This is a genomic window from Rhizobium sp. BK316, from assembly GCF_014193695.1.
Taxonomy (GTDB): Bacteria; Pseudomonadota; Alphaproteobacteria; order Rhizobiales; family Rhizobiaceae; genus Rhizobium.
The window spans coordinates 664,207-689,934 of sequence record NZ_JACHZR010000002.1 but is presented as its reverse complement, the minus strand read 5'-3'; the positions used below and the strand labels follow the sequence as shown (position 1 = coordinate 689,934).

Sequence of the window (25,728 nt, the reverse complement as noted above, 5' to 3'; positions counted from 1 at the left end):
GTCAACAACTTTTCGCTGGCGATAGTCATCATCCAGGTTCCCCAGCCAAACACTTTGCTACATAGAAATCAATAGATTAAGCGCCTGATCGAGATGGGTGAAATCTTCTCGCGCTCGGTATCCATCCCATCTGCGGCGGACGATATCGAGGAAGATGCAGAGACCCGAAATGGTCATGGCACGCGTCTTCGGCAGCTCTTTCACAATGACCTTGCCACCGGATGCGAACGCTTTCGTCTCATAGAGCGGGTTGGCTTCGACCCATGCGAAATATTCGACCGATGCATTCCAGAGAATGTCGGGGCTCGTGAACATCAGCTTATCACCGTGGCTGCTGCGAACCATCCAGAACTTGTTTCCCTTTGGGGCTGCCATTGGTCACCTTTGCCGGTCTGAGCGGCTGCGAATTTCGATTATGGGTTGCATTTCTCACTTGGCGGAGCGACCTTCTTATGCCGTGCATTTTTCAGGCTTGGCATTGGCTACACAAGGAGGCGATTGATGGAACAAGCAGAACGCTTTCGAGCTCTTGAAGGCGCAGCGATGGAGGCTGCGGGCCAGGGATTGAAGGCCCTCTTGCTTTTGAATGGTGGAGCTTGTGTAGCGTTACTCGCCTTCGTTGCGGGAACGGCAACCAGCTCCAGCCTGCAGAAGGAGTTTATACCGCTCGTCACAGTAACGGCTCATTCGCTGATATGGTTTGCAAGCGGAGCCGGCTTCGCCGTGTTTGCGTGCATTCTCGCGTACCTCACGAACCAAGCCTATGCGAACCATTTGATCACTCCCGAAAAGTCAAAATGGAGGACAGGAACCTGGTTCAACGTGGCGGGGCTTTTTACTGCTTTCATCTCGCTAGGCTGTTTCGCGGTAGGCGTAGGAGCGATTGCACTCGCTCTGCCGTGAAAAGCCAGGTCACAGTGCCCGCCAGATCCCTACACTGGCGGCTGATCCGACTGGCATCCGGACGGAGCGACCGAAACGCCGAGCGCGACGGAGAGGGCCGCGAGTATCCAGAGGGTGACGATGATCACCAGCTTACTCAAAAGAAACCATCTCGCTCTTCAAAAAGAAAACCCGCCTTGGCGAACCGGGCGGGCTGTGATGGTCGGGAACCCTTGCCGGGAAGGCCAAGGATCATTTTACCCTATCGAGCCAATGTGTCCCGGTTCCTACTGAGGCAGAGGCGGTACGCCTCGGCGTGAGCTGCTTACATCATGCCCGAATAGTCTACGTAGATTTCTCCGACCTCTTCGCCGTTCTCGTCTTTCACCGGATGAAAACCGTCTTCGAATTCATCCTTTTCGAGACGTTCTGCCAAAGATCGAAGCACCGCGGCTGCGCGCTTGTTCACAAGGGCTGGTATTGGCCCGGTGAAATTCAATTCAACATCACACTTTAGGACCGTGACCATTTCGTCGTTGTCATTCATGAGCATCCCCCTCTGTTTCTTTCGGAAAACATATAAGAGGCGAGACGCACAAACGACAATCGCACATCGCTCAATTTATGCCGCACCCCGGTCATCCGATGTTCGGGTTGCCTTCGTGGCGAACAGTGGCCCTGGCCCCTCAAGGGCCGATCGTTAGCGGAACTGGCCCGTCTCCTGCTGCCTTGCCATTGGCCTCGCAAGTGAGGACCGCCTCCCATTTGGAAGTTATTTTACTTTTATTCTGCAAATCTTTGGGAAGTAGCAGCCCGAATTCATAGTAGTTCTTCCAGGTCCCAGCCGGAAGGTCGATAGAATTGTAGGTCTCTTTGCTGTCGCCGCTAGGATAATAGACTCGAATTTTACAGCTTCCTAGGCTCGGAACTGTGTTCTTTTGGATCAACACGCGCAGTTGTGCGAGAGTAAATTTCGCCAACTCGACGGGATCGATCAGCACAAATCTGTCAGCCGGCCGACTTTTGCGCCCCTCGATTGCCAAAGCCAGTAATTGATTCAACCCAAACCCTTCTTCCGATCGGCCTAGATGTCTCTGTATAACCACAGCTGCCAGATCGTCTACCTCGGCAAATTTGCCATGGTTCAACCGATCCCCTTGTGCGACTTGTTGGAGATCAATAAAAATTTGGCCTTCACCGAGCTCGACATCCTCGCCATTCTGGAAGCCTGCAGGCATTGTTGCAGAAAAGTCTATTCCGGGAACTTCATCCGGGATCGGGATGCTTGGCGAACTAAATATTAGGCGCGATTGCAGCAGCTTTACGTCTGCACCAGAAGATGAGAAAAGCTTATCGATCGTCTCCTTGATCGTACCTACATTTGTGATGACAGTGGTCACAAATACTAGGACCGCGACAATGCCGCCTGAAATTACGCTGACTTTCCCCCACATGGCCCCCACCGATCAAAGCTTGCGGCCAGATAAGGCTCTCATGCTCCGGTAGAGTGCGCAAGCCCAGAGTTGTGGGAGGGTCAGGGGGCTGAATCTATGCCGCGCCCGGATTGTCCGGTGTTCGAATTCTCGACGAGAAGGGTCGATTGCGGCTTCACCGCTCGGCCCGCTCAATAAGTTGCCGGCGGCGTTCGTTGCACCAGTGAGCGTGGGCGAGTGTGTCGGCTCTTATCCATGGACGCACTTCAGGCGCGGGCTGCCGCCAGCAGGAAGACGGTGAAGTAGCCTAGCCGCTCTCCTTCTCCGGGCGGCCAACCTGGGTGGCGACGAGTTTCGCCACCAGATGGACGAGGTTCTTCGCTTCAAATCGGTTCTTCAGCCTATCGATCCGATGCTCGATCGTCCTCGGAGACAGATGCAGGAACTCGGCGATTTCTTTCGTACTCTGCCCCTCAATGAGTAGCTGGATGATATTGTCATCCGTGATGTCGGTCTTCGCCTCCTGCATCGGAGAGACGAAGAAACGCCCTTCAATCAGGCTGATGCACCAGCCAGGCTTTCCATCGCATTTCTGCGGCAGAATAAGGCGCTCGTAGCCGATCCGGACACCGAGGAGTTTCGTCCTCACGAGGTCAATCGCGGGGCGCTTCACCTCCAGAGCCCGCAAATAGGCGGCAATGATCGCATCATCAATGAAGCGTCGATCGAGGTCGCGCAGCGCGGCATCGGGAAATTGCTGCTTCATCCGGTTCAGTAGGCTGCTCTTGAAGCCGAAATCCTTTACCCGACGGAACCGCCAGTCATAAGGATCGTCGGCTACCGTCGTAACGACGGAGAGCGCCATTTTGATGGTCAATCTGTTGATGATCCCGGCATACAGGCTCTCCGGGTTTGTCATCTCATCGGACCGTAGCCACACATCGATGAGGTCTTGGGAAATCGTATTGAATGAACTCATATTCTTCGGCAGGAGCAGGAGAAATTTCTATTTGTTTCAACTGCATATACATCGAGTATTTGTTATCAAATGATTGCCGGAACGCGAACATTGGCCAACCGCCTCGTTTTCATGGAGATGAGTGCCTTGGCGCACGACATCCACGAATGCTAGCTGCTGCGCAGCATCCGAGATTTCCTTTGGAGTTCACGGCTCTGCGGCCTGGAAACCTACTGCTATCCATCATTCACCACGATCAAAAACAAGTTTTGCATTGGGACCCTTGTCGCTGTACCCGACGACATTGCATCCATCACGGACCGGTGCCTTGCCCTGCAATGTCAACTGCAGTGAGCCATTGTCGTATCCGCTGACTAGGTATGGTGCCGGATCGCAGCCCTTCTTGAATGTGTATGCGACGCCAGAAATCCACTCGTTCGGAACACTCCAGCCACGGAAAAGGACTGTTTCGGGCTTGATGGATCCTGCGATCGAAGCCTTGGGTTCCGAGTAGACGATGATGTGCTGCTTCTGATGATGGAACATCAGGGATCCGTTGTGGCCCATGAACTCACCGTAGCGATCCTCGGTTTCGAAGGTCGGCTGAACGGGGGTATCATTGTAAGGCCATCCCACCGGACACAGCTTGAGCCACATAGCTCCGAATTCGCGGCCACGATCTGCATTCGACATTCCGACGCGTTTACCTGTCTCGGTATCTTTCATGCTGATGTAGCCGTAGAAGTCCTTGTTTTCGGTTTCGGGGCCATCAAAACGGTAGTGCTTGTCCTCCGTCCATAGGTCGCCCGTTTCGCAGTCTGCGCGGGCTTCATACACCTTTCCGTCGACTTCTCGCGACGCAGCACATGAGGCATCTCCCGGATGCCAGTTAGCACACCAACTCTGAATGGATTCAGGTGTGATCCTCGCCTTCATCGTCGAGCTTTTGCCGCCGTAGTCCGAGAACTCGTATATTATCGGAGCGACCGCTTTGGAATTCCACGGAAATTCGTCACCGATGGGCGGCGACGGCATTGAGGGAATGGTGGAAGCGAAAAGAACGAGAGAAGATAAAAACGACATAAAACACCCAGCGCAATCAGTTGCTGCATTCAGCACAATGCCTCGCCTTCAGGCTGGCGAAGCGCGTTCCTCTTGGATGGCTACCACGCAGAAAAATCGTCAAAAAACGCCTGGAGCTGCCGATTTGTCCTGGGCCAGACGGCGATGACATAGGGCAGGAGAACCAGATACTGAAACGCGAGGACGAAAAGCCCAGACAGAAGGACGCCGCCGATCAGCGCCAGCAAGACACTACCAGACAGGCCGTAAAGTGAAACCGCCAGCAATGCGAGGACAATCAGAAATGCCTTGTTGTTGAGGAATACCGACGGCTTGAATACGCCAAGGCGAGCACATACATGCTGCAAACCATTGCGGTCCTGTGTGAACGATTGGCCGATATTATGGTTCTGAGCCGCGGCCGTGTATCCGTCTCCGCCTACCCTGTAGAGACTGATGATGCTCATCATATCGTCTTCACCGACGCTGACGGCAAATGGCAGCTTGAAGAGCTTTTCTTTCCCGTCCTCAAATCTTAACCGGACTTCGCTCGTTTCCCATTGTTCGTTTCGAACCGTAGAATATACGTGATTATCACCGTTAGCCATGTAGTTGTTGTGATGAGTTGTATAGATTTGATTGTGCTGCTTTATCCTTGAGCCGACAACTCTTCCGGAGATGCGCTCTGCATCGAGCTCCACGCCGTTGATGAAAACACGCTTGCTCTCCTCGCGAGGAAGGACAACATCATCACGATGGTTGGGCGAATACTGTGGATTCTGAATTTCAGGCAGGAGAACTGCGGAAAGTGACATAGCTACCCTCTATTGTTGACAATTTTAAACGCTAGAAAGCAAAAACTGTTCTGCTAAGGAAACTAAGTCAGCCACAAACGTTAGTTTTTTGAAAAAGGGCGAGGGGGAAAACCCCACATCGGTACGAAATTGCGCCAAAGAGAGGTGTAGCGTTAAAGAACTATGCCGTCATTTCAAACAAAAATAAAAGCTTCTGATTAAAAAGCGGAAGTATCGAGTTCCTGAGCCACGGCCACAAACGCAAGGTGGAAAAAAGAGACGGTCCACGGAAGCGTTCCGGGAGAGGTATGGAATGCGGGCATCGGGGGCAGTCAGTCCCGCGTCTCGCCTGGCGGCGTTTCGCTGACCCTCCTATGGCTGCCACCGGAACCGAGAGACGCCGAAGGCCCCTGATATATGCCGGGTTTCCCGAACAGGTGATCGTTGATAGAACACTCAGCGAATTTATCTGTGCCGAGAGACGCCATGCAGATCCCTACAGGTAACGAACGCGAGCGGCTGCTGGCAATCCTCGACCTCTGGCACAAGATCGAGTTCTTCATCCCGTACGACCTTTCCATGCGGGCGACGGAAGACGAAAACAAGAAGGCTTTTTGGTTGCATGCCGAAACACTTGAGGATGACAGCGACGCCGTGAGGCGTCCGGTCGTCCCCGAGCACAAGGAGATCACCGGACTTACCCTTTTCCTCGGCGTTTTCAGCAAATCGGAGATCTCCAAGGTCAGCCGGAATTTCGCCAGCGCCAGCAACGGCATGACGGATTTCGAGGATGCAGAGCGGGGCGATCTGGATGGCGACACCTGCTTTGCAAGCCTGGAACTCGACCCGCAGGGCAATCCGATTTTCACGGCGTTTTCCATCTCGACGCTTCCCTGGGCGCTTGGGCAAGTCCAGAAACGTGGTCTTGCCGCGCTGAGCTCGGAAGCATTTGCCGATGGCAGACAGCGCCTGCAGGAATTGCTGGGAAATTTCCAAGCCCAGCGACGTCTGCACCATCAACCGTCTGAGGATACCGACGACCAGCCGCTCACGCCTGCTGAAATTCTCGCCCTTCATGCCTTGCTTTGCGACTGGGCAGGCTTCGCGCCTGATGGAGACAGGCCCGTCGCTCTTGTTGAAATCCGCTATAGGGACAAGCCGTCGAGGCCGACGGCAAAGCTCCTGCCTGCGCCGCCTCAGCATAACGCGGCGGGTGACGACGATGACGAGGAAGATGGTACTCCCGAACAGGAAATCGGGATTCTGAACAGCTTCTTCATCGAGGACATCGAAAAGGCCATGGGCTGCGTTCGCAGCGGCACTATCCCCGAACCGCTGCGGCAATATTTGACGCCGCTCGCTTCCGACGCGCGGATCGACCTTTATACGGAGACAGGCCGCCGCGCCCTCATCCGGTCACTGCATCCGCGAAACCTCAATGCCGGACGCTGGCTGGCAGAAGCCCATCATGCCATGAGCCTGATGCAGCAATTCGCGATCAATACCGCCCTGGAAACCCTCTCGGAAACCGGGCTCTTTTCGGTCAACGGTCCACCGGGCACCGGCAAGACGACACTGCTGCGCGATATCTTTGCGGACAATATCGTCCGGCGGGCGCGCGCGCTCGCCGCCTTGAGAACGGCGCGGGATGCCTTCGACGGCGCATCGAGAAAGGTCAATTTCAAGGACGGCAGCACCGCCTGGATATCGAGCCTGAACGCCAGTCTCACCGGCTTCGAGATGGTCGTCGCCTCGTCCAACAACGCTGCCGTCGAGAATATCTCGCGCGACCTTCCCAAGCAAAGCTCGATTACGAAAGGCAAGTCATTCGGCTATCTGCAGACCGTTGCCCACAAGATCGCCGCGCAAAAAGACAATGGCAGCTTCACCACGCTGACGGATGAAAACCGCCCGTGGGGATTGATCGCCTGTGCACTCGGAAAAAGCGGGAACCGGCGGGCGTTCAAGGAGCGCTTCGCCTTCATGCCGGCCAGGGACGACAAGGCGAAGCCAGACTGGTCCGGCTTCGACAGGCCGCAGACGATCTGGGAGTGGCGGGACAGCTACAGCGGGCCAACATTCGCCGAGGCAAGCCGTCGATTTCGCAACGCCGACAAAGCGGTTCGCTCCATGATCGACGAATACGGGCATTTCGCCGATCTGTACGGCGAAATCGCCTTGACCTCATTCGACGCTTTCTGTGCCCTGGCGCGTGAGGCACTGGAGACAGCGGAGACGGCAGTTGGGTTGGCTCGGGATCGGTATGCAGCGGCCGAAGCCGAAACCCTCGCCGTCCGTAGCGAATTGGACCGGCTCAGGGAAGAGGAGCGGCTTCTCGACCGTTCGACGCCGGTCTGGTGGAAAAGGATGCTGCCGAACAGTGAAAACCAACGGCACAGGGACAATGTGAAATCGAATGCCCGGGAGCAAATCGCCCTCCGCAAGACGCTCGCCAACTGCGAACGAGATCTTGCGGGAAGGCACCGGCTTTCCCTGGAGAAGGCTCTTCGGCACCAGGAGCAGGCCGAACGGGAACTGCATGCGAGACAGGAAACCTGGTCCGAGAAATCCGCAAGGTTCGAAGAGCTGCGGCAGAGACTGGGCGAGCCGGCCTTGCCCACAAACCTTGACGATCTCGAAACCGACCGTTTTCAGATCGAAGGGCTCTGGCACTCCGACAGGCTGGCTGGCCTGCGCTCCGCCTTGCTGGAGACGGCGCTGACGCTGCATGAGGCATGGCTGGCGGAAGTCAGCCGGTCGAGCGGAGGTTTTGGCGGAAACATCGTCGCCATTACGAAGCTGCTCTCCGGAAATGCTCCTGACGACGGGGCGGATATCCCGCCCATATGGCAGAGCCTCTTCATGATCGTTCCCGTCGTTTCGACGACGTTTGCCTCTTTCGCTCGACAGTTCGCAGGGCTCGGACCGGCGTCGATCGGCTGGGTTTTCGTCGATGAGGCCGGTCAGGCCGTGCCGCAGGCAGCCGTCGGCGCCCTGATGCGGGCACGCCGCCTGATGGCGATCGGCGACCCCTTGCAGATCGAGCCGGTCTTTACCCTGCCCGGCGCGCTCATCAAGGCCCTCAGCCGCCTGTCGCCATACACTTCCGCGGAGAGTTATTCGCCCAACCGCGTTTCAGTACAGACGCTCGCCGACGCAGCAAACTGCTATGGAACGGCACTGCCGTCGGAAGATGGCAACGGACTTTGGATCGGCAGTCCGCTGCGTGTGCACCGCCGCTGCATCGACCCGATGTTTTCACTCGCCAACCGGATCGCCTATCGGGACAAGATGGTATTCGGATTGAAGGAACGATGGCCGACCGACGATGCTCCGCCGTTTTATGGCGACAGCGCCTGGATCGACGTCGGGGGCAAGGTTTCCGGCCGACAGCGCGTTCCCGAACAGGTCGACTTCATCGTCGATGTCCTGGTCGCGACTTACCGCCGGGACGGAGCACTGCCGGACCTTTATGTCATTTCTCCATTCAAGGAGATCAAGAATGCGCTGAAGACGGCGCTGGGAAAGGCAAGATGGGTCAATGACATCGGTTCTCCTCGCACATCGCCTCCGCAACTGAAGAAGTGGCTGAAAGACAGGGTCGGGACAGTTAATACCTTTCAGGGCAAGGAAAGAGACACGGTCTTCATGATACTTGGCGCCGACAAGGAGCACGCTGGCGCAGCCGCCTGGGCTTCGTCAAAGCCCAATCTGCTGAACGTAGCTCTAACCCGCGCCCAGCGGCGTTTTCATATCGTTGCGGACCGGAGCTTTTGGGAAGCCATGCCGTATTTCAGGGACGTCGCCGGCGCTCTGCAAACGGTCGATGCCGACGAATTCCTTCATTCCCTGCGATCTTCATCACCGATCCAGAGGGTTGCACGATGAAATGAACATGGCTTTGAACCACCGCGGTAGCAAAACTTCAACCTTCCGCCGCTAGAATCACCCTCACTCCCTGGAGACGATTCGAGCCATGAAGACCTTTTCTGCCCTGTTGCTGACGGCACTCCTTATTCCGGCAATCGCACGCAGCGAGACGGCCCCTGGCGGGACGGAATGGATGGGCGATGCGCGGCAGTGGTCGGTCGGGTTCGTTGGCGAGAAGCCGTCCTATTGCCGGCTGGTCTGGAACGATGAACTCGGCAAGACGGTCGAATTCCGCCAGAGCCTCGACAGCATCATGTGGCTCGTATCGAAGGATGGCTGGGAGATCCCTGAGGGCACCACGACCAAGGTGACGCTTGTGGGCTATTCCGGTACCAAGACCGTACCGGCCGAATTCTTCGACGGCAAGACGCTTCGCATCCTGCCGTCCGCCGAGAAGACGGGGGTGGCGCAGATCAAGAAGATCCTCAAGAATTCCTTTGTCGGCACCCCGGATATGGAACTGGATTTTGCCGGAAACGAAGGGCATTGGGTAGTGCCGCTCTCGCGGCTTCAGCAGATGTATACGACCTACGTCAACTGCCTGAACCGCCTCGTCCCTGCCAATCAGGTCAGCCCGGTTTCCGACAAGACCCAGCCGTTCTAGACGGAAATCTTGCTCCGTACCGCATCGGCGATCTCAGTCATGCGATCGACCGGGGCGTGGCCGATCAGCATGAAGGCGTGGGTGGCATTCGCCCAATAGACGACATTCATGCCCTTGCGGCCTTCGATATCGGGAGCCTTGGGGCCGCGTTCGGAGGCGACGATGCAGAGCGCCATGGGGCCGGTCTCGGGATCCAGATAGGCGATCTGGGCGAGCGGCTTGCCATCATATTGCAGGATCTGGGCGCGCTTGAAATCGATATCCGGCAGGGCGACCTGCTCCGGCGAGAGTTGCAGGCGGAGGTCGCCATCCAAACTGGCGAGCTGTGCTGCCTGCACATCTCTGGACGGGACGGGACCGGCGAGCGTCTCCGGCGTATAGAGCGAGATATATTCGGCAACGACGGCGCGCCATTCGCTGTTTTCATCCTTGCCCGCGAAACTTGCGCCGACACCGATCACGGCGCGGTCTATAGCGATGCCGGCAACGACCGAAGCGGCAAGCGCGCCGAAAAAGCCTCGACGGCTCATGAAGGCAGCCGGTCTTGCAGGCCGAGCGGCGGGAATGGCAGACAACATGGCTTCGAGCCTTGCCTGCGGAGCGGCATCGAGCAGCGGCGCAAAGGCTTGCTTGTAAGGCAGGCTTGCACGCGCCAGAAACTCCAGCCGTTCGGCGACAGCCTCGTCGGCCTCGACCATAGCCTCGATGCGGGCGGCCTCTTCGGCGCCGAGTTCACCATCGATGAAGGCGGTCAGTTCCTCGTCGGAGGGCATTCTGTGCTTCGTGCTCATTCAAATCCTCCCGCCGATACGGTTTCGGAGAGCTTCGCGCGGGCGGCTGCCAGCCGGCTCATCACGGTGCCGATCGGAACATCCATGACGGAGGCGACCTCGCGATAGGAAAGCCCTTCCACATAGGCGAGGAAAACCGCCGATCGCTGCGCTTCCGGCAGCGTATTCACCTGTTTCAAGACCTGGTTCGCCATGACATGCGTTTCGGTGTCGCGGGCGCCATCGAAACTCAGCGTATCCTGGGCATCGACAAAGCCCTGCCCCTGGCGGACGCGGCGGGCACGGATCTCGTTCAGCCAGATCGAATGCAGGATCGAAAACAGCCAGCGGTCGAGCCTCGTGCCCGCTACAAACTGATCGGCCCGCTCCAGCGCGCGAACGCAGGTCGCCTGCACGAGATCGTCGGCCACATCGCGCTGATGCGAAAGAACGAGGCCATAGCGCCACAGACGGGCAAGATGTTCCGTCAGGCCGCTCCTGATATCCGCTTCGCTCGCGATGGCCGCCTCCGCGCGTATTGGCTGTTTCGGAACCGCCGGTCGGGCCGGCGATTCCGTTCTGGCGCGACTATAGGCAGGAAATGTGGTGTGTGCGACCGACATCCGGAAATACCCTTCAATCAACCTTATCTCTCTCCTGCCTCACGCAGGTGTGCAGCTTTGTTTCACGCAATTCCGGACGCAAAACCGCTGCACACTTTTGCTGGAATTGCTTTAGATCTTCGACGGATCGAGGATGGCAGCGTTGAGATCCTGATATTCCTCGCAGCCGGTGCCGCAGATCGCCTTGATGGTGGTCAGCTGCTCCTTGGCGAGGTCGAGCTCGCCCTTGATGACATAGGCTTCGCCGAGATATTCGCGGACCTTGGCATATTGCGGATCGAGCTTCACCGACTGCAGATAGTAGGAGATGCCCTCATCCGTGCGGCCGAGCTTGCGGGTGGCGTAACCGCGATAGTTCAGCCATTCGGCATTGTTCTGATCCTTGACGGTGTCGAGCATGGCGAGCGCTTCTTCATAGCGGCCGGCCTTGGCGAGCGAGTAAGCGTAATCGGTACGGTTTTCGTCCGTCACGTTGGCGCTCTGCTGCTTGACGCATTTCTTTGCCTTCTTGTCGTAGATCTCGCCCTTCTTGCAGACCGGCATGGTGCTGCTGTCGTCGCCAATCGCGAAGACGGGGCCGGAGAAGACGGAAGCGGCAATGCAGCTGCCGAGCACGAGGGAAGCGATGCGGACAGTCTTGGTCGTCATGGGATAACTCCTCGGAAAATGACGTTGCGAGGAGTGAACACCGCTGCCACCAGCTTTATTCGGCCGTCTCCAGAATTTTTCCGATCACTGCTTCGTGAAAAGCATCAAGTCGAATAAACTCGCCAGCCTGCGTGTTTTCCGCTTGTTCCGCCGGGAACGACAAGGAGAATATTGTGTTGCAATCTGTCAGACTCTTAAGTCTCGTCACCGCAGTGCCAGACCATATCATCCCCCAGAGCCAGGCTGCCGAGGCCTCGGCCCGTCTGTTTGCCGACCGCTTCAAGGAATTCCGTCACCTCGCGCGCGTCTTCGAGAATGCCGGCATCCAAAAGCGTCATGCCGCCCGCCCCCTCTCCTGGTTCGAAGAGACCCACGGCTGGCAGGACAGGATGGAGGCCTATGAAGAGGTCGCGGGTGCGCTGTTCGTCGCAACGGCAAAGCGCGCGCTTGATCAGGCGGGACTGACCGTCGATCAGGTCGATTGTGTGGTAACGGTCTCCTCCACCGGCATCACTACGCCGAGCCTCGATGCGCGACTTGCCGGCCGGCTCGGGTTTCGCGCGGATATCGAGCGCGTCCCCGTCTTCGGTCTCGGCTGCGCTGCCGGCGTTTCCGGTTTCGGCATCGCCTCGCGGCTGGCGCGCAGCCGCCCGGGTGCCGTAGTGCTCTTCGTCGCGATTGAGCTCTGCACACTCGCCTTCCGTCTGGATGAGTTGACGAAGCCGAACATCATCGCCACGGCGCTTTTCGGCGATGGGGCTGCGGCCTGCGTGCTGCGGTCGGGCGAAGGCGGCGTGGCGGAAGTGGAATCGGCCGGCGATCATCTGTTTCCCGATACGCTCGATATCATGGGCTGGAAGATCGACGACACCGGGCTCGGCATCCTGCTGGCGCAGGGGCTACCGCCTTTTGCAGAAAAGGAACTCGGCCCGGCAATCGATGGCATTCTGGCCCGCAACGGGCTAAAGCGCGGCGATATCGATCGTTTCATCTGTCATCCCGGCGGCACCAAGGTGCTGACTGCAATGGAGAGCACGCTTTCAATGGCGCCCGATACGCTCGACATCGAGCGTTCGGTGCTTGCCGATTACGGCAATATGTCCTCGCCAACAGTGCTTTTCGTTCTGGAGCGGGCCATCCGCGCAGGACTGCCGGACCGCACGGCGATGATCGCCATGGGTCCGGGCTTTACGGCAAGCTGCGTGACATTGCGGAGGGTCGCATGATGTGGCCCTCCATCGCCCTTCTCGCCTTCGTGACCGCCCAGCGGCTCTCCGAACTGGTGATCGCGCGCCGCAACACGATGGCGCTCTTCGCAAGGGGGGCGCGCGAGATCGCGCCCGATCATTACCCCTACATGGTGGCGCTCCACACGGGCTGGCTCGTCGGGCTATGGATGCTGGCGACGGGACAGCCAGTTCAGCTCTTCTGGTTCGGTCTTTTCATGCTGTTGCAGGTGCTGCGGCTATGGGTGCTGACCACACTTGGGGAGCGCTGGACGACGCGTATCATCATCCTGCCCGGTGCGCCGCTCGTCGAAGGCGGCCCCTACCGCTTCTTCAAACATCCGAACTACATGATCGTGACAGGCGAGATCGCCGCCCTGCCGCTTGCCTTCGGCATGCCGCTTTATGCGCTCGTCTTTTCGCTCCTCAATGCCGCCATCCTGACGATCCGCATCAGGGCCGAAAATGCCGCACTGAAAAGCGCAATGATTTTGAAATGAAATGCGATTTTTCGTTTGCGCCGCAGCATTGAGATGGGCATTTTAGGGCCTAAAACATAGCGGAATGCAGGGAAAATGACGAAGAACGCAATCGTGCTCGGCGCCGGTATCGTCGGGGTTTCGACGGCCATCCATCTTCAACGCCGCGGCCGGCAGGTAACGCTTATCGACCGCAAGGAGCCGGGTAACGAGACCTCTTTCGGCAATGCCGGCCTGATCCAGCGCGAAGGCGTCATGCCCTACGGTTTTCCGCAGCAGCTCGGCCTTTTGCTGCGCTACGCGCTGAACAACCGCATCGATGCGCACTATCACCTGAAGGCACTGCCGAGCCAGCTCGCCTTCCTCGCCCGCTATTGGTGGAACTCCAATCCGAAGCGGCACGAGATGATCACCAAGGCCTATGCGCCGCTGATCGAGAACTCGATTAGCGAGCATAAGGACCTGATCGAGGCCTCACAGGCACAAGCGCTGATCCGCAAGGATGGCTGGATGAAGATCTTCCGCACCGAGGCCAAACGCGACGAGGCCTTTGTGGAGGCAGCCCTTTGGAAGGATCAGTTCGGCGTCGGCTACGAGAGCCTGACCTCATCTGATATCGCTCGCCTGGAACCGAACATCATGGGCGATTTCGTCGGCGGCCTGCGCTGGATCGACCCGTGGTCGGTTCTCGATCCGCATGCGCTGACGCGCGCCTACCGCAGCTATTTCGAAAGCCTCGGCGGCAGGTTCGTGACCGGGGATGCGGCCTCGCTCGGGCAGGCCGGCTCCGGCTGGAAGATCATGACGGCAGAGGGATCGCTGGAGGCCGACGACGCCGTCATGGCGCTCGGTCCCTGGGCGGCGGTCGCGACCCGTCGCCTCGGCTATTCCTTCCCGCTCGGCGTCAAGCGCGGCTACCACATGCATTATGGCGTCAAGGGCGATGCGGTGCTCAACAACTGGACGCTCGATTCCGAGCGCGGCTATTTCCTGGCGCCGATGAACCGGGGGGTGCGCCTGACGACGGGTGCGGAATTCGCAGCGCTGGACGCGCCGAAGACCCCGGTGCAGCTCGACCGGGCCGAAGCCGTGGCGCGCACCATATTTCCGCTGGGAGAGAGGCTCGATCCGGAACCGTGGATGGGCGCCCGCCCCTGCACGCCCGACATGATGCCTGTTATCGGCAAGGCGTCGCGCCACGAGGGCCTGTGGTTTGCCTTCGGCCATGCCCATCACGGGCTGACGCTCGGGCCGGTGACGGGGCGTGTGCTGGCGGAACTGATGACCGGCGAGACGCCGTTCATCAATATCTCGGCCTATTCGCCCAGCCGGTTCAACCCGTAACACCGAGAGCGGCGAGAGCCTTCAGGGCTTTCGCCGCGATCGTCTCGATCGTGTCGTCGATATCGACGGTGACGACACCCTTTTCGCCTGTCGGTACTTCCAGCGTCTGCAACTGGCTCTGAAGCAGCGAGGCCGGCATGAAGTGGCCCTTGCGGTGACCCATGCGGTCCGTCAACAGTTCCTTCGAGCCTTCGAGATAGACGAAATAGAGATTGCCGCCGACCGCCGCGCGCAGCCTTTCGCGATAGATGCGCTTCAGCGCCGAGCAGGAAACGACGATGCCTTCGCCCTTTGCAAGCGAGGTCTCCATCGTCTCGCCGATGCGGTCGAGCCAGGGCATCCGGTCCTCATCGGTGAGCGGAATGCCCTTCGACATTTTCTCGACGTTGGATGCGGGGTGAAGAGCATCACCCTCGACAAACTGAAGGCGCAAGCCCCTGGCTATTTCTTCGCCGATAGAGGATTTACCGGAACCGCTGACGCCCATGACGATGATCGCATGGAGAGTTCCGTTATTCTCTGTCATTGCTCATCTCGCTGATCGTTCCGGCACTGGAAATCTGCGGCCTCAAGAGGCCGCGGACAGGGCAGCATTCTTGCGTGCAAGACGGGCTTTGATCGTATCGACATCCGCACGCGGCGTCGCTGCAAACAAGGTCTTTGTATAGCTGTGCTGGGGATCGTTGAAAACCTGATCCCGCGTGCCGTATTCGACCGCCTCGCCGAAATACATCACCATCACTTCGTCTGCCATATAGCGAACGACCGAAAGGTCGTGGCTGATGAAGACATAGGTGAGGTTCAGTTCGTCCTGCAGGTCCGCGAGCAGGTTCAGCACCTGCGCCTGCACCGACAGATCGAGTGCGGAGACCGGCTCGTCGAGAACCAGAAGCCGGGGCTTCAGCATCAGTGCGCGTGCAATGGCGATACGCTGGCGCTGACCGCCCGAGAACATGTGCGGAAAGCGGTTGAAGTGAACGTCCTGCAGGCCGACCTTCTTCAGCATCGCCATTGCCAAGTCGCGACGCTCGGAAGCGGGCGTATTGGTATTGATGATCAGCGGTTCCATCAGGATGTCGCCGATCTTCTTGCGTGGGTTCAGCGATCCATAGGGATTCTGGAAGACGATCTGGACCTTCCGGCGGATTTCCGGCGTCAAATCGCCCTCGAAGATATCGACCTTCTTGCCGTCGATGAAGAGTTCGCCTGATGTGGCCGGGTCGATCATCGTCACGATACGTGCAAGCGTCGACTTGCCGCAGCCGCTTTCACCGACGATCGCCAGCGTCTTGCCTTGCTCGACGCTGAAGCTCACGCCCTTGACGGCATGCACGGTTCTCGCCTTCTTGAAGAGGCCGCCCGGCAGGTAATAGTCGCGGACGATGTTCTTTCCTTCGAGAACTGGCGTCATCAGGCCGCTCCCTCCACAGTCTTGTTCGGATTGAAAAGTTCGCCGATGGTCGGCAGCCGGTCGCCCGTCGCATTGTCGGGAAGTGCTGCAAGCAGTGCCCGCGTGTAATCGCTCTTCGGCGCTTCGAAGAGGGAGAGCACGTCAGCCTCTTCCATCTTGCGGCCCTTGTATTGAACGATCACCCGGTCGGCGGTTTCGGCGACCACACCCATATTGTGCGTGATCATGATCAGACCCATGCGATGCTCCGTCTGCAGGCGCATCAGGAGATCGAGGATCTGCTTCTGGATGGTCACGTCGAGCGCGGTGGTCGGCTCGTCAGCGATCAGGAGCTTGGGGTTGCAGGCAATGGCGATGGCGATCATGACGCGCTGGCACTGACCGCCCGACATCTGATGCGGGAAATGGCCGAGCCGCTCGGCGGGATCGGGAATACCGACTGCCTGGAAAAGCTCGATTGCCCGCTTGCGCCGCGCCGCCTTGTCAAGACCGAGATGAATGCGCAGCACCTCTTCGATCTGGAAGCCGACGGTGAAGCAGGGATTGAGGCTGGCGATCGGCTCCTGGAAGATCATCGACATATCCTTGCCGATGATCTCGCGCCGCTTGGCTGCGGACATGCCGAGCAGGTTCTGGCCGTCGAAGACCATCCTGTCGGCCGTCACCTTCGCCGTCCAGGGCAGAAGCCCCATAGCGGCTAGCATCGAGACCGACTTGCCCGAACCGGATTCGCCGACGATCGCCAAAACCTCGCCGGCATCGACCTTCAGCGAAACGCCGTCGACGGCGCGGAAAGGTCCGGTCGAGGTCTGAAATTCGACGACGAGATTTTCAATTTCGAGAAGCGCCATCTCAGGACCTCTTCATCTTGGGATCGAGCGCATCGCGCAGACCGTCACCCATCAGGTTGATGGCGAGAACGGTGACGAGGATCGCAAGACCCGGAAATGTAACGACCCACCAGGCGCGCGATATGAACTCGCGGGCTTCGGCAAGCATCGTGCCCCATTCAGGTGTGGGCGGCTGTGCGCCCTGGCCGAGGAAGCCGAGGGCGGCTGCATCGAGGATCGCGGCGGAGAAGGCAAGCGTTGCCTGGACAATCAGCGGTCCGAGGCAGTTCGGCAGGATCGTCTTGAACATCAGCCGGAAGGTGCCGGCACCCGCGACGCGGGAGGCCACAACATATTCCTTTTCACGCTCGCTCATGACGGCGGCACGTGTCAGGCGCACGAAATGCGGCTGGTTGACGATCGAGATCGCGATCATGGCATTGAGCAAGCCGGGACCGAGCACCGCAACGAGCACGAGGGCCAGAAGCAGCGACGGGAAAGCCAGGATGATATCCATGAGACGCATGATGACGATATCGACGCGGCCACGGAAATAACCGGCAACGAGGCCGATCAAGACACCCGCAACCACCGACAGCGTGACGACCACGAGACCGATGAACAGCGAGAAGCGTGCACCGAAGATCAGACGCGAGAGAATATCGCGGCCGACGGCATCCGTTCCGAGCGGATAGGAGAGACTGCCGCCATCCATCCAGAAAGGGACGGACAAGAGAAGCTGGCGGTTCTGCTCGGTTGGCGCGTGCGGCGAGACGAGCGGCGCGAAGATTGCCATGAGAAGAATGATAATGAAGACGAAGAGGCCGATGACGGCGCCCTTGTTTCGCGAGAAGTAATACCAGAATTCCGTAAGGGCGGAGGGCTGGTCGGATTTTGCAGTAACCGTGCTCATGGACCGCTCCTAGTGCCTGATACGCGGATTGATGAAGCCGTAAGCCAGGTCGACCATCAGGTTCACCAGCATGATAATGCCGGCAATCAACAGAAGACCGCCCTGGACGACTGCATAGTCGCGCTTGAAGACAGCATCGACCATCCACTTGCCGATGCCCGGCCAGGAGAAGATCGTTTCGGTCAGAATGGCGCCTGCGAGCAGCACGCCGACCTGCAGGCCGATCGTGGTGACGACCGGGATCATGGCGTTTCTGAGCGCATGAACGCCGACGACGCGCAGTGGTGCGAGACCCTTGGAGCGGGCCGTGCGCACATAATCCTCGCCCAGCACTTCGAGCATGGCCGAGCGCGTCTGGCGGGCGATGACGGCAAGCGGAATGGTGGCAAGCACCACGGTCGGCAGGATGAGATAGCTGACGGCCGAGGCGAAGGCGCCCTTCTGGCCAGAGAGCAAACTGTCGATCAGCATGAGGCCGGTGACAGGTTTGAAGAAATACATCAGCGAGATGCGGCCGGAAACGGGCGTCCAGCCAAGATAGCCGGAGAAGAAGATGATGAGCAGCAGGCCCCACCAGAAAATCGGCATCGAATAGCCGATCAGGGCGACGCCCATCACGCTCTGATCGAACCAGGTTCCGCGCTTGACGGCAGCGAAGACGCCGGCCGGCACGCCGAGAAGGATTGCCAAGAGGATGGCGCAGAGCGAAAGCTCAAGCGTTGCCGGGAAAAGCGTGAAGAACTCGCCGAGAACGGGGCGCTTGGTGACGATCGAGCTGCCGAGATCGCCGTGCAGCACTTTGCCGAGATAATCGAAATACTGCACATACATGGGTCGGTCGAAACCGAGATCATGCATGATCTGGGCGTGACGTTCGGGTGCCATCGTTCGTTCGCCCGACAACAGCATGACGGGATCGCCGGGAAGCAGGCGGATGAACGAGAAGGCAATGAGCGAAACGCCTAGGAAGGTCGGTATCAGGACCGCGAGGCGCCCGATGAAAAATCGCAACATAGCAGGTTGTCCAATAGTTTCCGGCGGTCAGGTGGAACCTGACCGCCGGTCAAGCCCGGTTTCAGCCGGGCAGTTTATCATTTTTCTTATTCGGCGATATCAACGCCGTCGAAGCGATGGATGCCGAGCGGGTCCATGTGGAAGCCCGACACCTTCTTGCTGACCGGAACGAAGACCAGCGAGTGGTCGAGCGGAGCCCAGGGAGCTTCCTTCTTGAAGATTTCCTGTGCTTCTTCGTAGAACTTCGTACGGGCAGCGACGTCAGCCGTTTCCTTGGCCTTCGTCATCAGAGCGTCGTAATCCTTGTTGCACCACTGAGCGCGGTTGTTACCGCCGACAGCGTCACAGCCGAGCAGCGTGTCCATGAAGTTGTCCGGGTCGCCGTTGTCGCCCGTCCAGCCGAGGATGACAGCGCCATCGCGCTTCGTGTCGGAGGAGAGCTTCAGGTATTCGGCCCATTCATGGGTGACGATCTCGACGTTGACGCCAACCTTGGCAAAGTCTGCCTGGATCAGTTCGGCGGCGCGGCGAGCGTTCAACATGTATGGACGCGAAACCGGCATTGCCCAGACCTTCATCGACAGGTCCTTGACGCCAGCGGCTTCGAGAGCCTTCTTGGCACCTTCCGGATCGTACTTGTCGTCCTGGATCTTGTCATTATAGGACCACATGGTCGGCGGGATCGGGTTCTTCGCAACCTGGGCGGCGCCCTGGAAGACGGCGTCGATGATCGCCTGCTTGTTGATCGCCATGTTCAGTGCGCGGCGGACTTCCGGCTTGTCGAACGGAGCCTGCTGGGTGTTGTAGGCGAGGAAGCCGACGTTCAGGCCAGCCTGTTCCATGACCGTGAGGTTCGGATCCTTCTTGAGGTCGGCAACGTCAGCAGCGTTCGGATACGGGACGAGGTGGCATTCGCCGGCCTTCAGCTTCTGGGCACGGACAGCGGCGTCCGGGGTGATCGCGAAAACGAGATCGTCGATCTTTTCCTTGCCCTTGAAGTAGCTTTCGTTCGCCTTGTAGCGGATGACGGCATCCGTCTGGTAGGCAACGAAAGTGAACGGGCCGGTGCCGAGCGGCTGCTGGTTGAGCTGAGCCATCTTGCCGTCAGCAGCGAGCTTGTCGGCATATTCCTTGGAAACGATGGAGGCGAAGTCCATGGCGAGATCGGCCAGGAACGGCGCTTCCGGATTGTTCAGCGTGAACTTGACGGTCAGATCGTCAACCTTCTCGATCGACTTGATGAGGTCAGGGAAGCCCATGCCGGCAGCATATTCGTAGGAGCCGCCTTCGACATATTTGTTCCACGGATTGTCCGACTTGATCTGGCGCTCGAACGAGAAAACCACGTCGTCGGCGGTGAGATCACGCGAGGGGGTGAAGAAGTCGGTCGTCTGGAACTTCACGCCGGGATGCAGCTTGAAGGTATATTCCTTGCCGTCGGGAGAAACCGTCCAACTGTCAGCGACACCCGGCTCGATCTCCGTCCCGCCGTGCTTGAATTCAACGAGGCGGCTATAGACCGTACGCGAAGACGCGTCGAAGGTCGTGCCTGCCGTGTAGAGGCTCGGATCGAAGCCTTCCGGCGATCCTTCGGCGCAATAGACAAGCGTCTTGGAATACGCGGCGGTAGCCATGACCGAGGCCAGGGCTGTCGCTGCGAGCAGGACAGAGAACTTTTTCATGATGTCGTTTCCCAGGTTTGTTCTTTTTTGATCTTTAGAGATCGGGCGCTCATTACCCCGATCGCCGGGCCGATGGAACGATATTTATTTGCTGAAAGCAACGGGATCCGCAGAAAATTTTTCCAGAAAAGCAATTTTAGAAATTTTCGGTCAAAAATAGGCCAAAATTTGCAAGATTGAGGCAGATTTAATCCGATTCTCGTCGCTTTTGGTATAATTTCGCGTCGTGAAACGACCTTGAAAACGGTTTCAAGGCACCTGATATATCAACAGTCCGTGAGCACCAATGAAAAACCACGGCCATCGAAAATGACCGTGGTCTATGAGGGTATCAGAGCATTCCGATATCAGGCGGCCGGCGCCGGAACAGCGGGCTTACGATGATCGTGGTCGCCGGTGAGGCCGAGCAGGAAATTGATCTGCGGCCGCGCCTTGACGAGGTCGTCGATCGAATATTCGGTCAGCACATCGAAAAAAGCATTCAGCGCCTTGCGCAGTGCCGAGTTCAGGCCGCAGCTGTCAACCAGCGGGCACTCGATCGCGCCGTCTTCAAAACATTCCGCCATGGCGAAGCTGTCTTCGGTAACCCTCACCACGTCGAAGAGGCTGATATCGGTCGCCGGCTTGCCAAGGCGCACACCGCCATTGCGGCCGCGCACGGTTTCGACAAGGCCCGCCTTGTTGAGCGGCTGCAAAATTTTGAAAAGGAAGAGCTCGGAAACTCCGTATGCCCTGGCAATTTCCGGAATCCGGCTCAAATGTCCTTCATTGGCTGCACAATACATCAACATGCGAACCGCATAGTTGGTCTGCTTCGTCAACCGCATGCCAATCTCCTGAATCGTCTTTACAAAGCGTATATAGTGGCTTTCGCAGTTTTGAACAATTCCAAAATATGAAATTCACATTCAGCTTAACTGAGGCCGATTGCCGCTGGCTTATCGGCCTTCAAGGCTCTTCGCGTAATCAAGGATCGCCTGCCGGCGCTCGGGCGTTCCCGGGTGTCGACAGCATGCTCGTTCCGGAATGATCTCCAAGCTTGTCCTCGAGCTTTTCGAAAAACCGGGCTATCGCAAGGGGATCCATCCCCCATCTTGCACGTAAACATGGTTTGAGAAGCAAAAACAGGCGAAACTAACAACCAGCAATCGAACAAAAAGAGGGCCTCTCGGCCCTCAAATTGCAAATTCATGTGGCTTTCGCATTACTTCATCGTCGGCATGACGAACTCGGCATCGCCCTTGATGCCGGAAGGCCAGCGGGCGGTGATGGTCTTGGTGCGGGTCCAGAACTTGATGGAATCCGTGCCGTGCTGGTTCAGGTCGCCGAAGCTCGAAGCCTTCCAGCCGCCGAAGGAGTGGTAGGCGAGCGGCACCGGGATCGGAACGTTGATACCGATCATGCCGATGTTGATGCGGGAGGCGAAGTCGCGGGCGGCGTCACCGTCACGGGTATAGATCGCGACACCGTTGCCGTATTCGTGCTTCATCGGCAAGGAAAGCGCTTCCTCATAATTATGGGCGCGGACGACGGACAGAACCGGTCCGAAGATTTCCGTCTTGTAGATCTCCATCTCGGGCGTGACGTTGTCGAACAGGCAGCCGCCGACGAAATAGCCGTCCTCGTAACCCTGCAGCTTGAAATCGCGGCCGTCGACGACGAGCTTGGCGCCTTCTTCGATGCCCTTGTTGATCAGGCCCTGAATGCGGTTATAGGCGTCCTTGGTGACAACCGGACCCATATCTGCCTTGTCGTCCGTATAAGGACCGATGCGCAGGGATTCGATCTTCGGTACCAGCTTCTCGACGAGGCGGTTAGCGGTTTCCTCGCCGACCGGTACGGCAACCGAGACGGCCATGCAGCGCTCACCGGCCGAGCCGTAGCCCGCACCCATCAGGGCGTTGACGGCCTGGTCCATATCGGCATCCGGCATGATGATCATGTGGTTCTTGGCGCCGCCGAAGCACTGGGCGCGTTTGCCGTTCATCGCAGCCGTGCCGTAGACGTAGCGGGCAATGGGCGTGGAGCCGACGAAGGACACGGCGCCGATATCGGGATCGGTGAGGATCGCGTCGACCGCGGTCTTGTCGCCGTTGACGACGTTGAGGATGCCAGCCGGCAGACCGGCCTCGATCATCAGTTCGGCAAGACGGATCGGCAGAGACGGATCACGCTCGGAAGGCTTGAGGATGAAGGCGTTGCCGCAGGCGATCGCCGGGGCAAACATCCACATCGGGATCATGCCCGGGAAGTTGAAGGGCGTGATGCCGGCGCCGATACCGACCGGCTGACGGATGGAATACATATCGATCGCCGGGCCGGCACCTTCGGTGAACTCACCCTTGGCAAGATGCGGGATGCCGCAGACGAATTCGCAGACTTCGAGGCCGCGGATGACATCGCCCTTGGAATCCTCAACCGTCTTGCCATGCTCGCTGGAGAGCAGCGTTGCAAGCTCATCCATGTGCTGGTTCAGGAGATCGACGAACTTGAAGAAGACGCGGGCGCGGCGCTGCGGGTTGGTGGCCGCCCACTTCGGCTGCGCAGCCTTGGCGTTTTCGACAGCGGCGCGCAGTTCCTCGACGCTTGCGAGCGCGACCTTTGCCTGTACTTCGCCGGTTGCGGGGTTGAAGACGTCGCTGCTGCGGCCGCTGGTGCCGGCGACCTTCTTGCCGCCGATGAAATGACCAATCTCACGCATGGGTGTTCCTCCTGATCTCTTTTGGATGGCACAACAATCGCACTTCAATTTACACAAATCAATGCGCTGGAATAAGCAACCGTTGTGCGTATATTATAGTTCTTTCGCTTTGGCGTGCGCTCCTGCATCAAAACTGGAGCCGCACGCGGACAAGTCAAAGGGAGGTCGAACCGATGAGCGGGAAACCTGTCGTCAGGATGGCGGAACTGGAGATCGATCCGGGGACGATCGAAACTTATCGCGCGCTGCTGACCGAGGAAATCGAAGCATCCATCGCGCTGGAAGACGGTGTGCTTTCGCTGAATGCCGTTTCCATCAGGGATCATCCGAACAAGATCCGCATCCTCGAAGTCTATGCCAACAGGGAAGCATATGAAGCTCATCTGCAGACGCCGCATTTCCTTAAATACAAAATCGAGACGGCCGGAATGGTGAGAGCGCTGACCCTCATCGACGTCGATCCGATTGCGATGCGTTCAAAGTGATGAACTGGGATGACGTTCGCATTTTCCTGGCCGTCGCCCGCACCGGGCAGATTCTCGCTGCGTCGAAGAGGCTGGGGCTCAATCACGCCACGCTCTCGCGCCGGCTGACGTCACTGGAAGAGGCGCTGAAAACGCGGCTTTTCATCCGCCGCACGAATGGCTGCGAACTGACCGCCGAAGGCGCAGTCTTTCTTGCGTCGGCAGAACGGATGGAAACGGAAATGCTCGCCGCGCAGGCCAATCTCGGCCACACGGATACGGCCATTGCCGGAACGGTGCGCGTCGGCGCACCCGATGGGTTCGGAGTCTCCTTTCTTGCGCCGCGCATGGGCCGGCTGATCGAGCGCCATCCGGAATTGAAGATCCAGCTCGTGCCGGTACCGCGCTCCTTCTCGCTGTCTCAGCGTGAGGCAGATATCGCCATCACGCTGGAACGGCCGGAACAGGGACGGCTCGTCTCGTCCAAGCTGACCGACTATACGCTCGGCCTCTACGCATCGGGGGATTATCTGGCGCAGCGTGGAAAGCCCGAGGATATCGATGCCTTGAAGGCCCATCCGCGCATCGGCTATGTCGAAGACCTGATCTTCACTGCTTCCCTGAATTTCTCTGGCGAGGTGATGCGCAGCTGGGATGCGGGGTTCGAGATCTCGACTGCGATCGGCCAGACCGAGGCCGTGCGCTCCGGCGCCGGCATCGGTATCCTGCACGACTATATCGCCCGGCAATACCAGGAACTGGTGCGCATCCTGCCGCTGGTATCCATCCGGCGCGCCTACTGGACGACCTATCACGAAAGCGCGCGCGATCTGGTGCGCGTGCGCAGCGTCATCGACTTCCTTCGGGAACTCGTCGATGAGGAAAGGCAGATCTTCCTCTAAAAATGGTTTTCCAGATGCCTTGCCGGTTCCTCGTTCTCATCAGGATTGGGAAGCGGCGTTTCATCCGGCAGGCGATCAGGTTCCGGCTCCTTGATCGGCGGCTCCGGCTTCCAGCCTGGCGGGGGCATCGGCGGCTGGTCGGGGATAGGTTCGTTCGGGACGGACATGGCCGGCTCCTTTACGAGTGCAATATTGAATTACTGGTCTTGCCTGACGGCTTCGGCAGCGCGCACCGGCATGCTGTCGATGATGGCGAAAAGTTCGCCTGCGCTGATTGGCTCGCTGGCCTTCAGCTTCACGGTGCCATCCTTGCCAAGCAGGAAGGCTGCAAATTCGCCTGTGTCCGGCGCGTCCAGCTCCTGTCGGAGCGCCTCGCCGTTCAGCCCATCGCCGCTTCCGAAGAGCGGCTTTATGCTCGATCCGGCAAGCCTGAGAATAACCATATCCCGTTCCTCAAGAGCGACGCGATCGGCAAGCAGCTGGTTTTCCTGACGGGCGGCGCGGGAATTGTCCCGATCGGCAATCACAATGAAGACGCGGTTCTTCCATTGGAACTGTTCGAGACTTGCGACAGCCGCATAGGCGGCATTCGTCTCATCGATCTTGGTTGCGCCGTAAAGAAGGGTCTTGGACATACACATACTCCCGTCGACCGTTGAACGGCGCGGGAGGCGCAAGAGTTCCAACCATGTCCCGTAAAAAGGGGACGACGGCCGATCAGAAAATGCCGATCGGCCCTGTCGCCTCGTCAGATATGCAAAAAGGCGGAAATCGGAACCTGCAGGGCTGCAGCAATACGCCTCAGCTTTGCCGGATCGGCACTTTCGCCATTTTCGATTTCGAGGATTTCGCCATTGGCCAGACCGCAGGTCACTGCGAGATCTTCAATGCTGTAGCCAACCGCACTGCGCGCGCCCTTAACCGCAGCTGCCACGTCGATCGGGGAAACAGCGGTCGATTCCTCTATGTTCTGAACAGAAATGGACATCAAATTCTCCTTAATGCCTCGGTGGATTGTCCCTACCCCCAGGCGGCAGGCCGCCAGCATTTCGCAACGC

General features: G+C 58.5%; 28 protein-coding genes and 1 pseudogene. 8 read left to right on the top strand and 21 right to left on the bottom strand.

Annotated features, from left to right (window positions below):
* Positions 1-57 precede the first annotated feature (57 nt).
* Entirely contained in the window at positions 58-375 is a 318-nt protein-coding gene (locus FHT87_RS11915) for a terminase small subunit (RefSeq protein WP_183728830.1), read from the bottom strand.
* Positions 376-501: 126 nt separating this feature from the next.
* On the opposite strand from FHT87_RS11915, the gene FHT87_RS11910 reads away from it, so the two are divergent.
* A complete protein-coding gene (locus tag FHT87_RS11910; RefSeq protein WP_183728827.1) occupies positions 502-903 on the top strand; it encodes a hypothetical protein in 402 nt (133 codons plus the stop codon).
* A 304-nt stretch (positions 904-1,207) separates the two neighbouring features.
* Here FHT87_RS11910 and FHT87_RS11905 read toward each other — a convergent pair whose 3' ends face one another.
* From FHT87_RS11905 to FHT87_RS11885, 5 genes are all read right to left on the bottom strand, one after another.
* Positions 1,208-1,429, bottom strand: coding sequence for a hypothetical protein (locus tag FHT87_RS11905; RefSeq protein WP_183728823.1), 222 nt, complete (start codon positions 1,427-1,429; stop codon positions 1,208-1,210).
* Between the two features lie 139 nt (positions 1,430-1,568).
* Positions 1,569-2,336 (bottom strand): hypothetical protein, encoded by a 768-nt coding sequence (locus tag FHT87_RS11900; protein ID WP_183728820.1) that lies wholly within the window; start codon positions 2,334-2,336, stop codon positions 1,569-1,571.
* A gap of 286 nt (positions 2,337-2,622) precedes the next feature.
* Positions 2,623-3,192, bottom strand: a complete 570-nt coding sequence (locus tag FHT87_RS11895; RefSeq protein WP_183728817.1) for a helix-turn-helix transcriptional regulator — start codon at positions 3,190-3,192, stop codon at positions 2,623-2,625.
* 324 nt (positions 3,193-3,516) lie between these two features.
* Positions 3,517-4,392: a hypothetical protein gene (locus FHT87_RS11890; protein ID WP_183728814.1), complete on the bottom strand. Its 876-nt coding sequence runs from the start codon at positions 4,390-4,392 to the stop codon at positions 3,517-3,519.
* Between the two features lie 44 nt (positions 4,393-4,436).
* Positions 4,437-5,150 (bottom strand): hypothetical protein, encoded by a 714-nt coding sequence (locus FHT87_RS11885; protein ID WP_183728811.1) that lies wholly within the window; start codon positions 5,148-5,150, stop codon positions 4,437-4,439.
* 465 nt (positions 5,151-5,615) lie between these two features.
* On the opposite strand from FHT87_RS11885, the gene FHT87_RS11880 reads away from it, so the two are divergent.
* Positions 5,616-9,017 carry an AAA domain-containing protein gene (locus FHT87_RS11880; RefSeq protein WP_183801983.1) on the top strand — a complete coding sequence of 1,134 codons (3,402 nt, stop codon included), beginning with the start codon at positions 5,616-5,618 and terminating at the stop codon, positions 9,015-9,017.
* 88 nt (positions 9,018-9,105) lie between these two features.
* A complete protein-coding gene (locus tag FHT87_RS11875) occupies positions 9,106-9,663 on the top strand; it encodes a hypothetical protein (RefSeq protein ID WP_183728805.1) in 558 nt (185 codons plus the stop codon).
* On the opposite strand, the gene FHT87_RS11870 is transcribed toward FHT87_RS11875, so the two are convergent.
* The 3 genes from FHT87_RS11870 to FHT87_RS11860 form a co-directional block, all read right to left on the bottom strand.
* Positions 9,660-10,454, bottom strand: coding sequence for an anti-sigma factor (locus tag FHT87_RS11870; protein WP_183801980.1), 795 nt, complete (start codon positions 10,452-10,454; stop codon positions 9,660-9,662). The two genes, FHT87_RS11875 and FHT87_RS11870, sit on opposite strands and share 4 nt — an antisense overlap.
* Positions 10,451-11,056: an RNA polymerase sigma factor gene (locus FHT87_RS11865; RefSeq protein WP_183801977.1), complete on the bottom strand. Its 606-nt coding sequence runs from the start codon at positions 11,054-11,056 to the stop codon at positions 10,451-10,453. The genes FHT87_RS11870 and FHT87_RS11865 overlap by 4 nt, the downstream gene beginning before the upstream one ends.
* Positions 11,057-11,167: 111 nt before the next feature.
* Entirely contained in the window at positions 11,168-11,704 is a 537-nt protein-coding gene (locus FHT87_RS11860) for a tetratricopeptide repeat protein (RefSeq protein ID WP_183728796.1), read from the bottom strand.
* A gap of 173 nt (positions 11,705-11,877) precedes the next feature.
* Here FHT87_RS11860 and FHT87_RS11855 point away from each other — a divergent pair, with 173 nt between their 5' ends.
* The 3 genes from FHT87_RS11855 (at position 11,878) to FHT87_RS11845 (ending at position 14,753) form a co-directional block, all read left to right on the top strand.
* Positions 11,878-12,930, top strand: coding sequence for a type III polyketide synthase (locus FHT87_RS11855; protein ID WP_183728793.1), 1,053 nt, complete (start codon positions 11,878-11,880; stop codon positions 12,928-12,930).
* Complete coding sequence (locus FHT87_RS11850) at positions 12,927-13,430, top strand: isoprenylcysteine carboxylmethyltransferase family protein (RefSeq protein WP_183801975.1); 504 nt, start codon at positions 12,927-12,929, stop codon at positions 13,428-13,430. Before FHT87_RS11855 ends, FHT87_RS11850 begins: the two co-directional genes overlap by 4 nt.
* Positions 13,431-13,505: 75 nt before the next feature.
* Positions 13,506-14,753, top strand: a complete 1,248-nt coding sequence (locus FHT87_RS11845) for an FAD-binding oxidoreductase (protein ID WP_183728787.1) — start codon at positions 13,506-13,508, stop codon at positions 14,751-14,753.
* On the opposite strand, the gene FHT87_RS11840 is transcribed toward FHT87_RS11845, so the two are convergent.
* The 9 genes and pseudogenes from FHT87_RS11840 to FHT87_RS11805 all read right to left on the bottom strand — a co-directional run bounded on the left by FHT87_RS11840 (position 14,743) and on the right by FHT87_RS11805 (position 23,304).
* Entirely contained in the window at positions 14,743-15,279 is a 537-nt protein-coding gene (locus FHT87_RS11840) for a gluconokinase (RefSeq protein WP_183728785.1), read from the bottom strand. The genes FHT87_RS11845 and FHT87_RS11840 overlap by 11 nt on opposite strands.
* Before the next feature lie 42 nt (positions 15,280-15,321).
* Positions 15,322-16,164, bottom strand: a complete 843-nt coding sequence (locus FHT87_RS11835; RefSeq protein ID WP_183728782.1) for a dipeptide ABC transporter ATP-binding protein — start codon at positions 16,162-16,164, stop codon at positions 15,322-15,324.
* On the bottom strand, positions 16,164-17,015 hold the full coding sequence (locus FHT87_RS11830) for an ABC transporter ATP-binding protein (RefSeq protein WP_183728779.1): 852 nt from the start codon (positions 17,013-17,015) through the stop codon (positions 16,164-16,166). The genes FHT87_RS11835 and FHT87_RS11830 overlap by 1 nt, the downstream gene beginning before the upstream one ends.
* 1 nt (position 17,016) lies before the next feature.
* Positions 17,017-17,907 carry an ABC transporter permease subunit gene (locus FHT87_RS11825; protein WP_183728777.1) on the bottom strand — a complete coding sequence of 297 codons (891 nt, stop codon included), beginning with the start codon at positions 17,905-17,907 and terminating at the stop codon, positions 17,017-17,019.
* A gap of 9 nt (positions 17,908-17,916) precedes the next feature.
* Entirely contained in the window at positions 17,917-18,921 is a 1,005-nt protein-coding gene (locus tag FHT87_RS11820; RefSeq protein WP_183801972.1) for an ABC transporter permease subunit, read from the bottom strand.
* Between the two features lie 86 nt (positions 18,922-19,007).
* A complete protein-coding gene (locus FHT87_RS11815) occupies positions 19,008-20,603 on the bottom strand; it encodes an ABC transporter substrate-binding protein (protein ID WP_183728771.1) in 1,596 nt (531 codons plus the stop codon).
* A gap of 347 nt (positions 20,604-20,950) precedes the next feature.
* Positions 20,951-21,430 carry an iron-responsive transcriptional regulator RirA gene (gene rirA, locus FHT87_RS11810; protein ID WP_183728768.1) on the bottom strand — a complete coding sequence of 160 codons (480 nt, stop codon included), beginning with the start codon at positions 21,428-21,430 and terminating at the stop codon, positions 20,951-20,953.
* 111 nt (positions 21,431-21,541) lie between these two features.
* Positions 21,542-21,698 (bottom strand): annotated as a pseudogene (locus tag FHT87_RS31215) (metalloprotease); the annotation flags it as partial.
* Positions 21,699-21,807: 109 nt separating this feature from the next.
* Positions 21,808-23,304: a CoA-acylating methylmalonate-semialdehyde dehydrogenase gene (locus FHT87_RS11805; RefSeq protein ID WP_183801970.1), complete on the bottom strand. Its 1,497-nt coding sequence runs from the start codon at positions 23,302-23,304 to the stop codon at positions 21,808-21,810.
* A gap of 173 nt (positions 23,305-23,477) precedes the next feature.
* Here FHT87_RS11805 and FHT87_RS11800 point away from each other — a divergent pair, with 173 nt between their 5' ends.
* Both FHT87_RS11800 and FHT87_RS11795 read left to right on the top strand, forming a co-directional pair.
* A complete protein-coding gene (locus tag FHT87_RS11800; RefSeq protein WP_183728756.1) occupies positions 23,478-23,789 on the top strand; it encodes a putative quinol monooxygenase in 312 nt (103 codons plus the stop codon).
* The gene (locus tag FHT87_RS11795) at positions 23,789-24,670 is read left to right on the top strand and encodes a LysR family transcriptional regulator (RefSeq protein WP_183802676.1); all 882 of its coding nucleotides are present in this window, start codon (positions 23,789-23,791) and stop codon (positions 24,668-24,670) included. Before FHT87_RS11800 ends, FHT87_RS11795 begins: the two co-directional genes overlap by 1 nt.
* Here FHT87_RS11795 and FHT87_RS11790 read toward each other — a convergent pair.
* The 3 genes from FHT87_RS11790 to FHT87_RS11780 form a co-directional block, all read right to left on the bottom strand.
* A complete protein-coding gene (locus FHT87_RS11790; RefSeq protein ID WP_183801967.1) occupies positions 24,667-24,837 on the bottom strand; it encodes a hypothetical protein in 171 nt (56 codons plus the stop codon). The genes FHT87_RS11795 and FHT87_RS11790 overlap by 4 nt on opposite strands.
* A 30-nt stretch (positions 24,838-24,867) precedes the next feature.
* On the bottom strand, positions 24,868-25,305 hold the full coding sequence (locus FHT87_RS11785) for a DUF4174 domain-containing protein (protein ID WP_183801964.1): 438 nt from the start codon (positions 25,303-25,305) through the stop codon (positions 24,868-24,870).
* Between the two features lie 113 nt (positions 25,306-25,418).
* On the bottom strand, positions 25,419-25,658 hold the full coding sequence (locus FHT87_RS11780) for a helix-turn-helix transcriptional regulator (RefSeq protein WP_183728749.1): 240 nt from the start codon (positions 25,656-25,658) through the stop codon (positions 25,419-25,421).
* Positions 25,659-25,728 lie beyond the last annotated feature (70 nt).

What these genes read in the sequence shown, in the direction of transcription:
- FHT87_RS11915 (WP_183728830.1), bottom strand. Translation starts at nt 375, where the DNA reads ATGGCAGCCCCAAAGGGAAACAAGTTCTGGATGGTTCGCAGCAGCCAC.
- FHT87_RS11910 (WP_183728827.1), top strand. Translation starts at nt 502, where the DNA reads ATGGAACAAGCAGAACGCTTTCGAGCTCTTGAAGGCGCAGCGATGGAG.
- FHT87_RS11905 (WP_183728823.1), bottom strand. Translation starts at nt 1,429, where the DNA reads ATGAATGACAACGACGAAATGGTCACGGTCCTAAAGTGTGATGTTGAA.
- FHT87_RS11900 (WP_183728820.1), bottom strand. Translation starts at nt 2,336, where the DNA reads ATGTGGGGGAAAGTCAGCGTAATTTCAGGCGGCATTGTCGCGGTCCTA.
- FHT87_RS11885 (WP_183728811.1), bottom strand. Translation starts at nt 5,150, where the DNA reads ATGTCACTTTCCGCAGTTCTCCTGCCTGAAATTCAGAATCCACAGTAT.
- FHT87_RS11880 (WP_183801983.1), top strand. Translation starts at nt 5,616, where the DNA reads ATGCAGATCCCTACAGGTAACGAACGCGAGCGGCTGCTGGCAATCCTC.
- FHT87_RS11875 (WP_183728805.1), top strand. Translation starts at nt 9,106, where the DNA reads ATGAAGACCTTTTCTGCCCTGTTGCTGACGGCACTCCTTATTCCGGCA.
- FHT87_RS11870 (WP_183801980.1), bottom strand. Translation starts at nt 10,454, where the DNA reads ATGAGCACGAAGCACAGAATGCCCTCCGACGAGGAACTGACCGCCTTC.
- FHT87_RS11865 (WP_183801977.1), bottom strand. Translation starts at nt 11,056, where the DNA reads ATGTCGGTCGCACACACCACATTTCCTGCCTATAGTCGCGCCAGAACG.
- FHT87_RS11860 (WP_183728796.1), bottom strand. Translation starts at nt 11,704, where the DNA reads ATGACGACCAAGACTGTCCGCATCGCTTCCCTCGTGCTCGGCAGCTGC.
- FHT87_RS11850 (WP_183801975.1), top strand. Translation starts at nt 12,927, where the DNA reads ATGATGTGGCCCTCCATCGCCCTTCTCGCCTTCGTGACCGCCCAGCGG.
- FHT87_RS11845 (WP_183728787.1), top strand. Translation starts at nt 13,506, where the DNA reads ATGACGAAGAACGCAATCGTGCTCGGCGCCGGTATCGTCGGGGTTTCG.
- FHT87_RS11840 (WP_183728785.1), bottom strand. Translation starts at nt 15,279, where the DNA reads ATGACAGAGAATAACGGAACTCTCCATGCGATCATCGTCATGGGCGTC.
- FHT87_RS11835 (WP_183728782.1), bottom strand. Translation starts at nt 16,164, where the DNA reads ATGACGCCAGTTCTCGAAGGAAAGAACATCGTCCGCGACTATTACCTG.
- FHT87_RS11830 (WP_183728779.1), bottom strand. Translation starts at nt 17,015, where the DNA reads ATGGCGCTTCTCGAAATTGAAAATCTCGTCGTCGAATTTCAGACCTCG.
- FHT87_RS11825 (WP_183728777.1), bottom strand. Translation starts at nt 17,907, where the DNA reads ATGAGCACGGTTACTGCAAAATCCGACCAGCCCTCCGCCCTTACGGAA.
- FHT87_RS11820 (WP_183801972.1), bottom strand. Translation starts at nt 18,921, where the DNA reads ATGTTGCGATTTTTCATCGGGCGCCTCGCGGTCCTGATACCGACCTTC.
- FHT87_RS11815 (WP_183728771.1), bottom strand. Translation starts at nt 20,603, where the DNA reads ATGAAAAAGTTCTCTGTCCTGCTCGCAGCGACAGCCCTGGCCTCGGTC.
- rirA (WP_183728768.1), bottom strand. Translation starts at nt 21,430, where the DNA reads ATGCGGTTGACGAAGCAGACCAACTATGCGGTTCGCATGTTGATGTAT.
- FHT87_RS11805 (WP_183801970.1), bottom strand. Translation starts at nt 23,304, where the DNA reads ATGCGTGAGATTGGTCATTTCATCGGCGGCAAGAAGGTCGCCGGCACC.
- FHT87_RS11800 (WP_183728756.1), top strand. Translation starts at nt 23,478, where the DNA reads ATGAGCGGGAAACCTGTCGTCAGGATGGCGGAACTGGAGATCGATCCG.
- FHT87_RS11795 (WP_183802676.1), top strand. Translation starts at nt 23,789, where the DNA reads ATGAACTGGGATGACGTTCGCATTTTCCTGGCCGTCGCCCGCACCGGG.
- FHT87_RS11790 (WP_183801967.1), bottom strand. Translation starts at nt 24,837, where the DNA reads ATGTCCGTCCCGAACGAACCTATCCCCGACCAGCCGCCGATGCCCCCG.
- FHT87_RS11785 (WP_183801964.1), bottom strand. Translation starts at nt 25,305, where the DNA reads ATGTCCAAGACCCTTCTTTACGGCGCAACCAAGATCGATGAGACGAAT.
- FHT87_RS11780 (WP_183728749.1), bottom strand. Translation starts at nt 25,658, where the DNA reads ATGTCCATTTCTGTTCAGAACATAGAGGAATCGACCGCTGTTTCCCCG.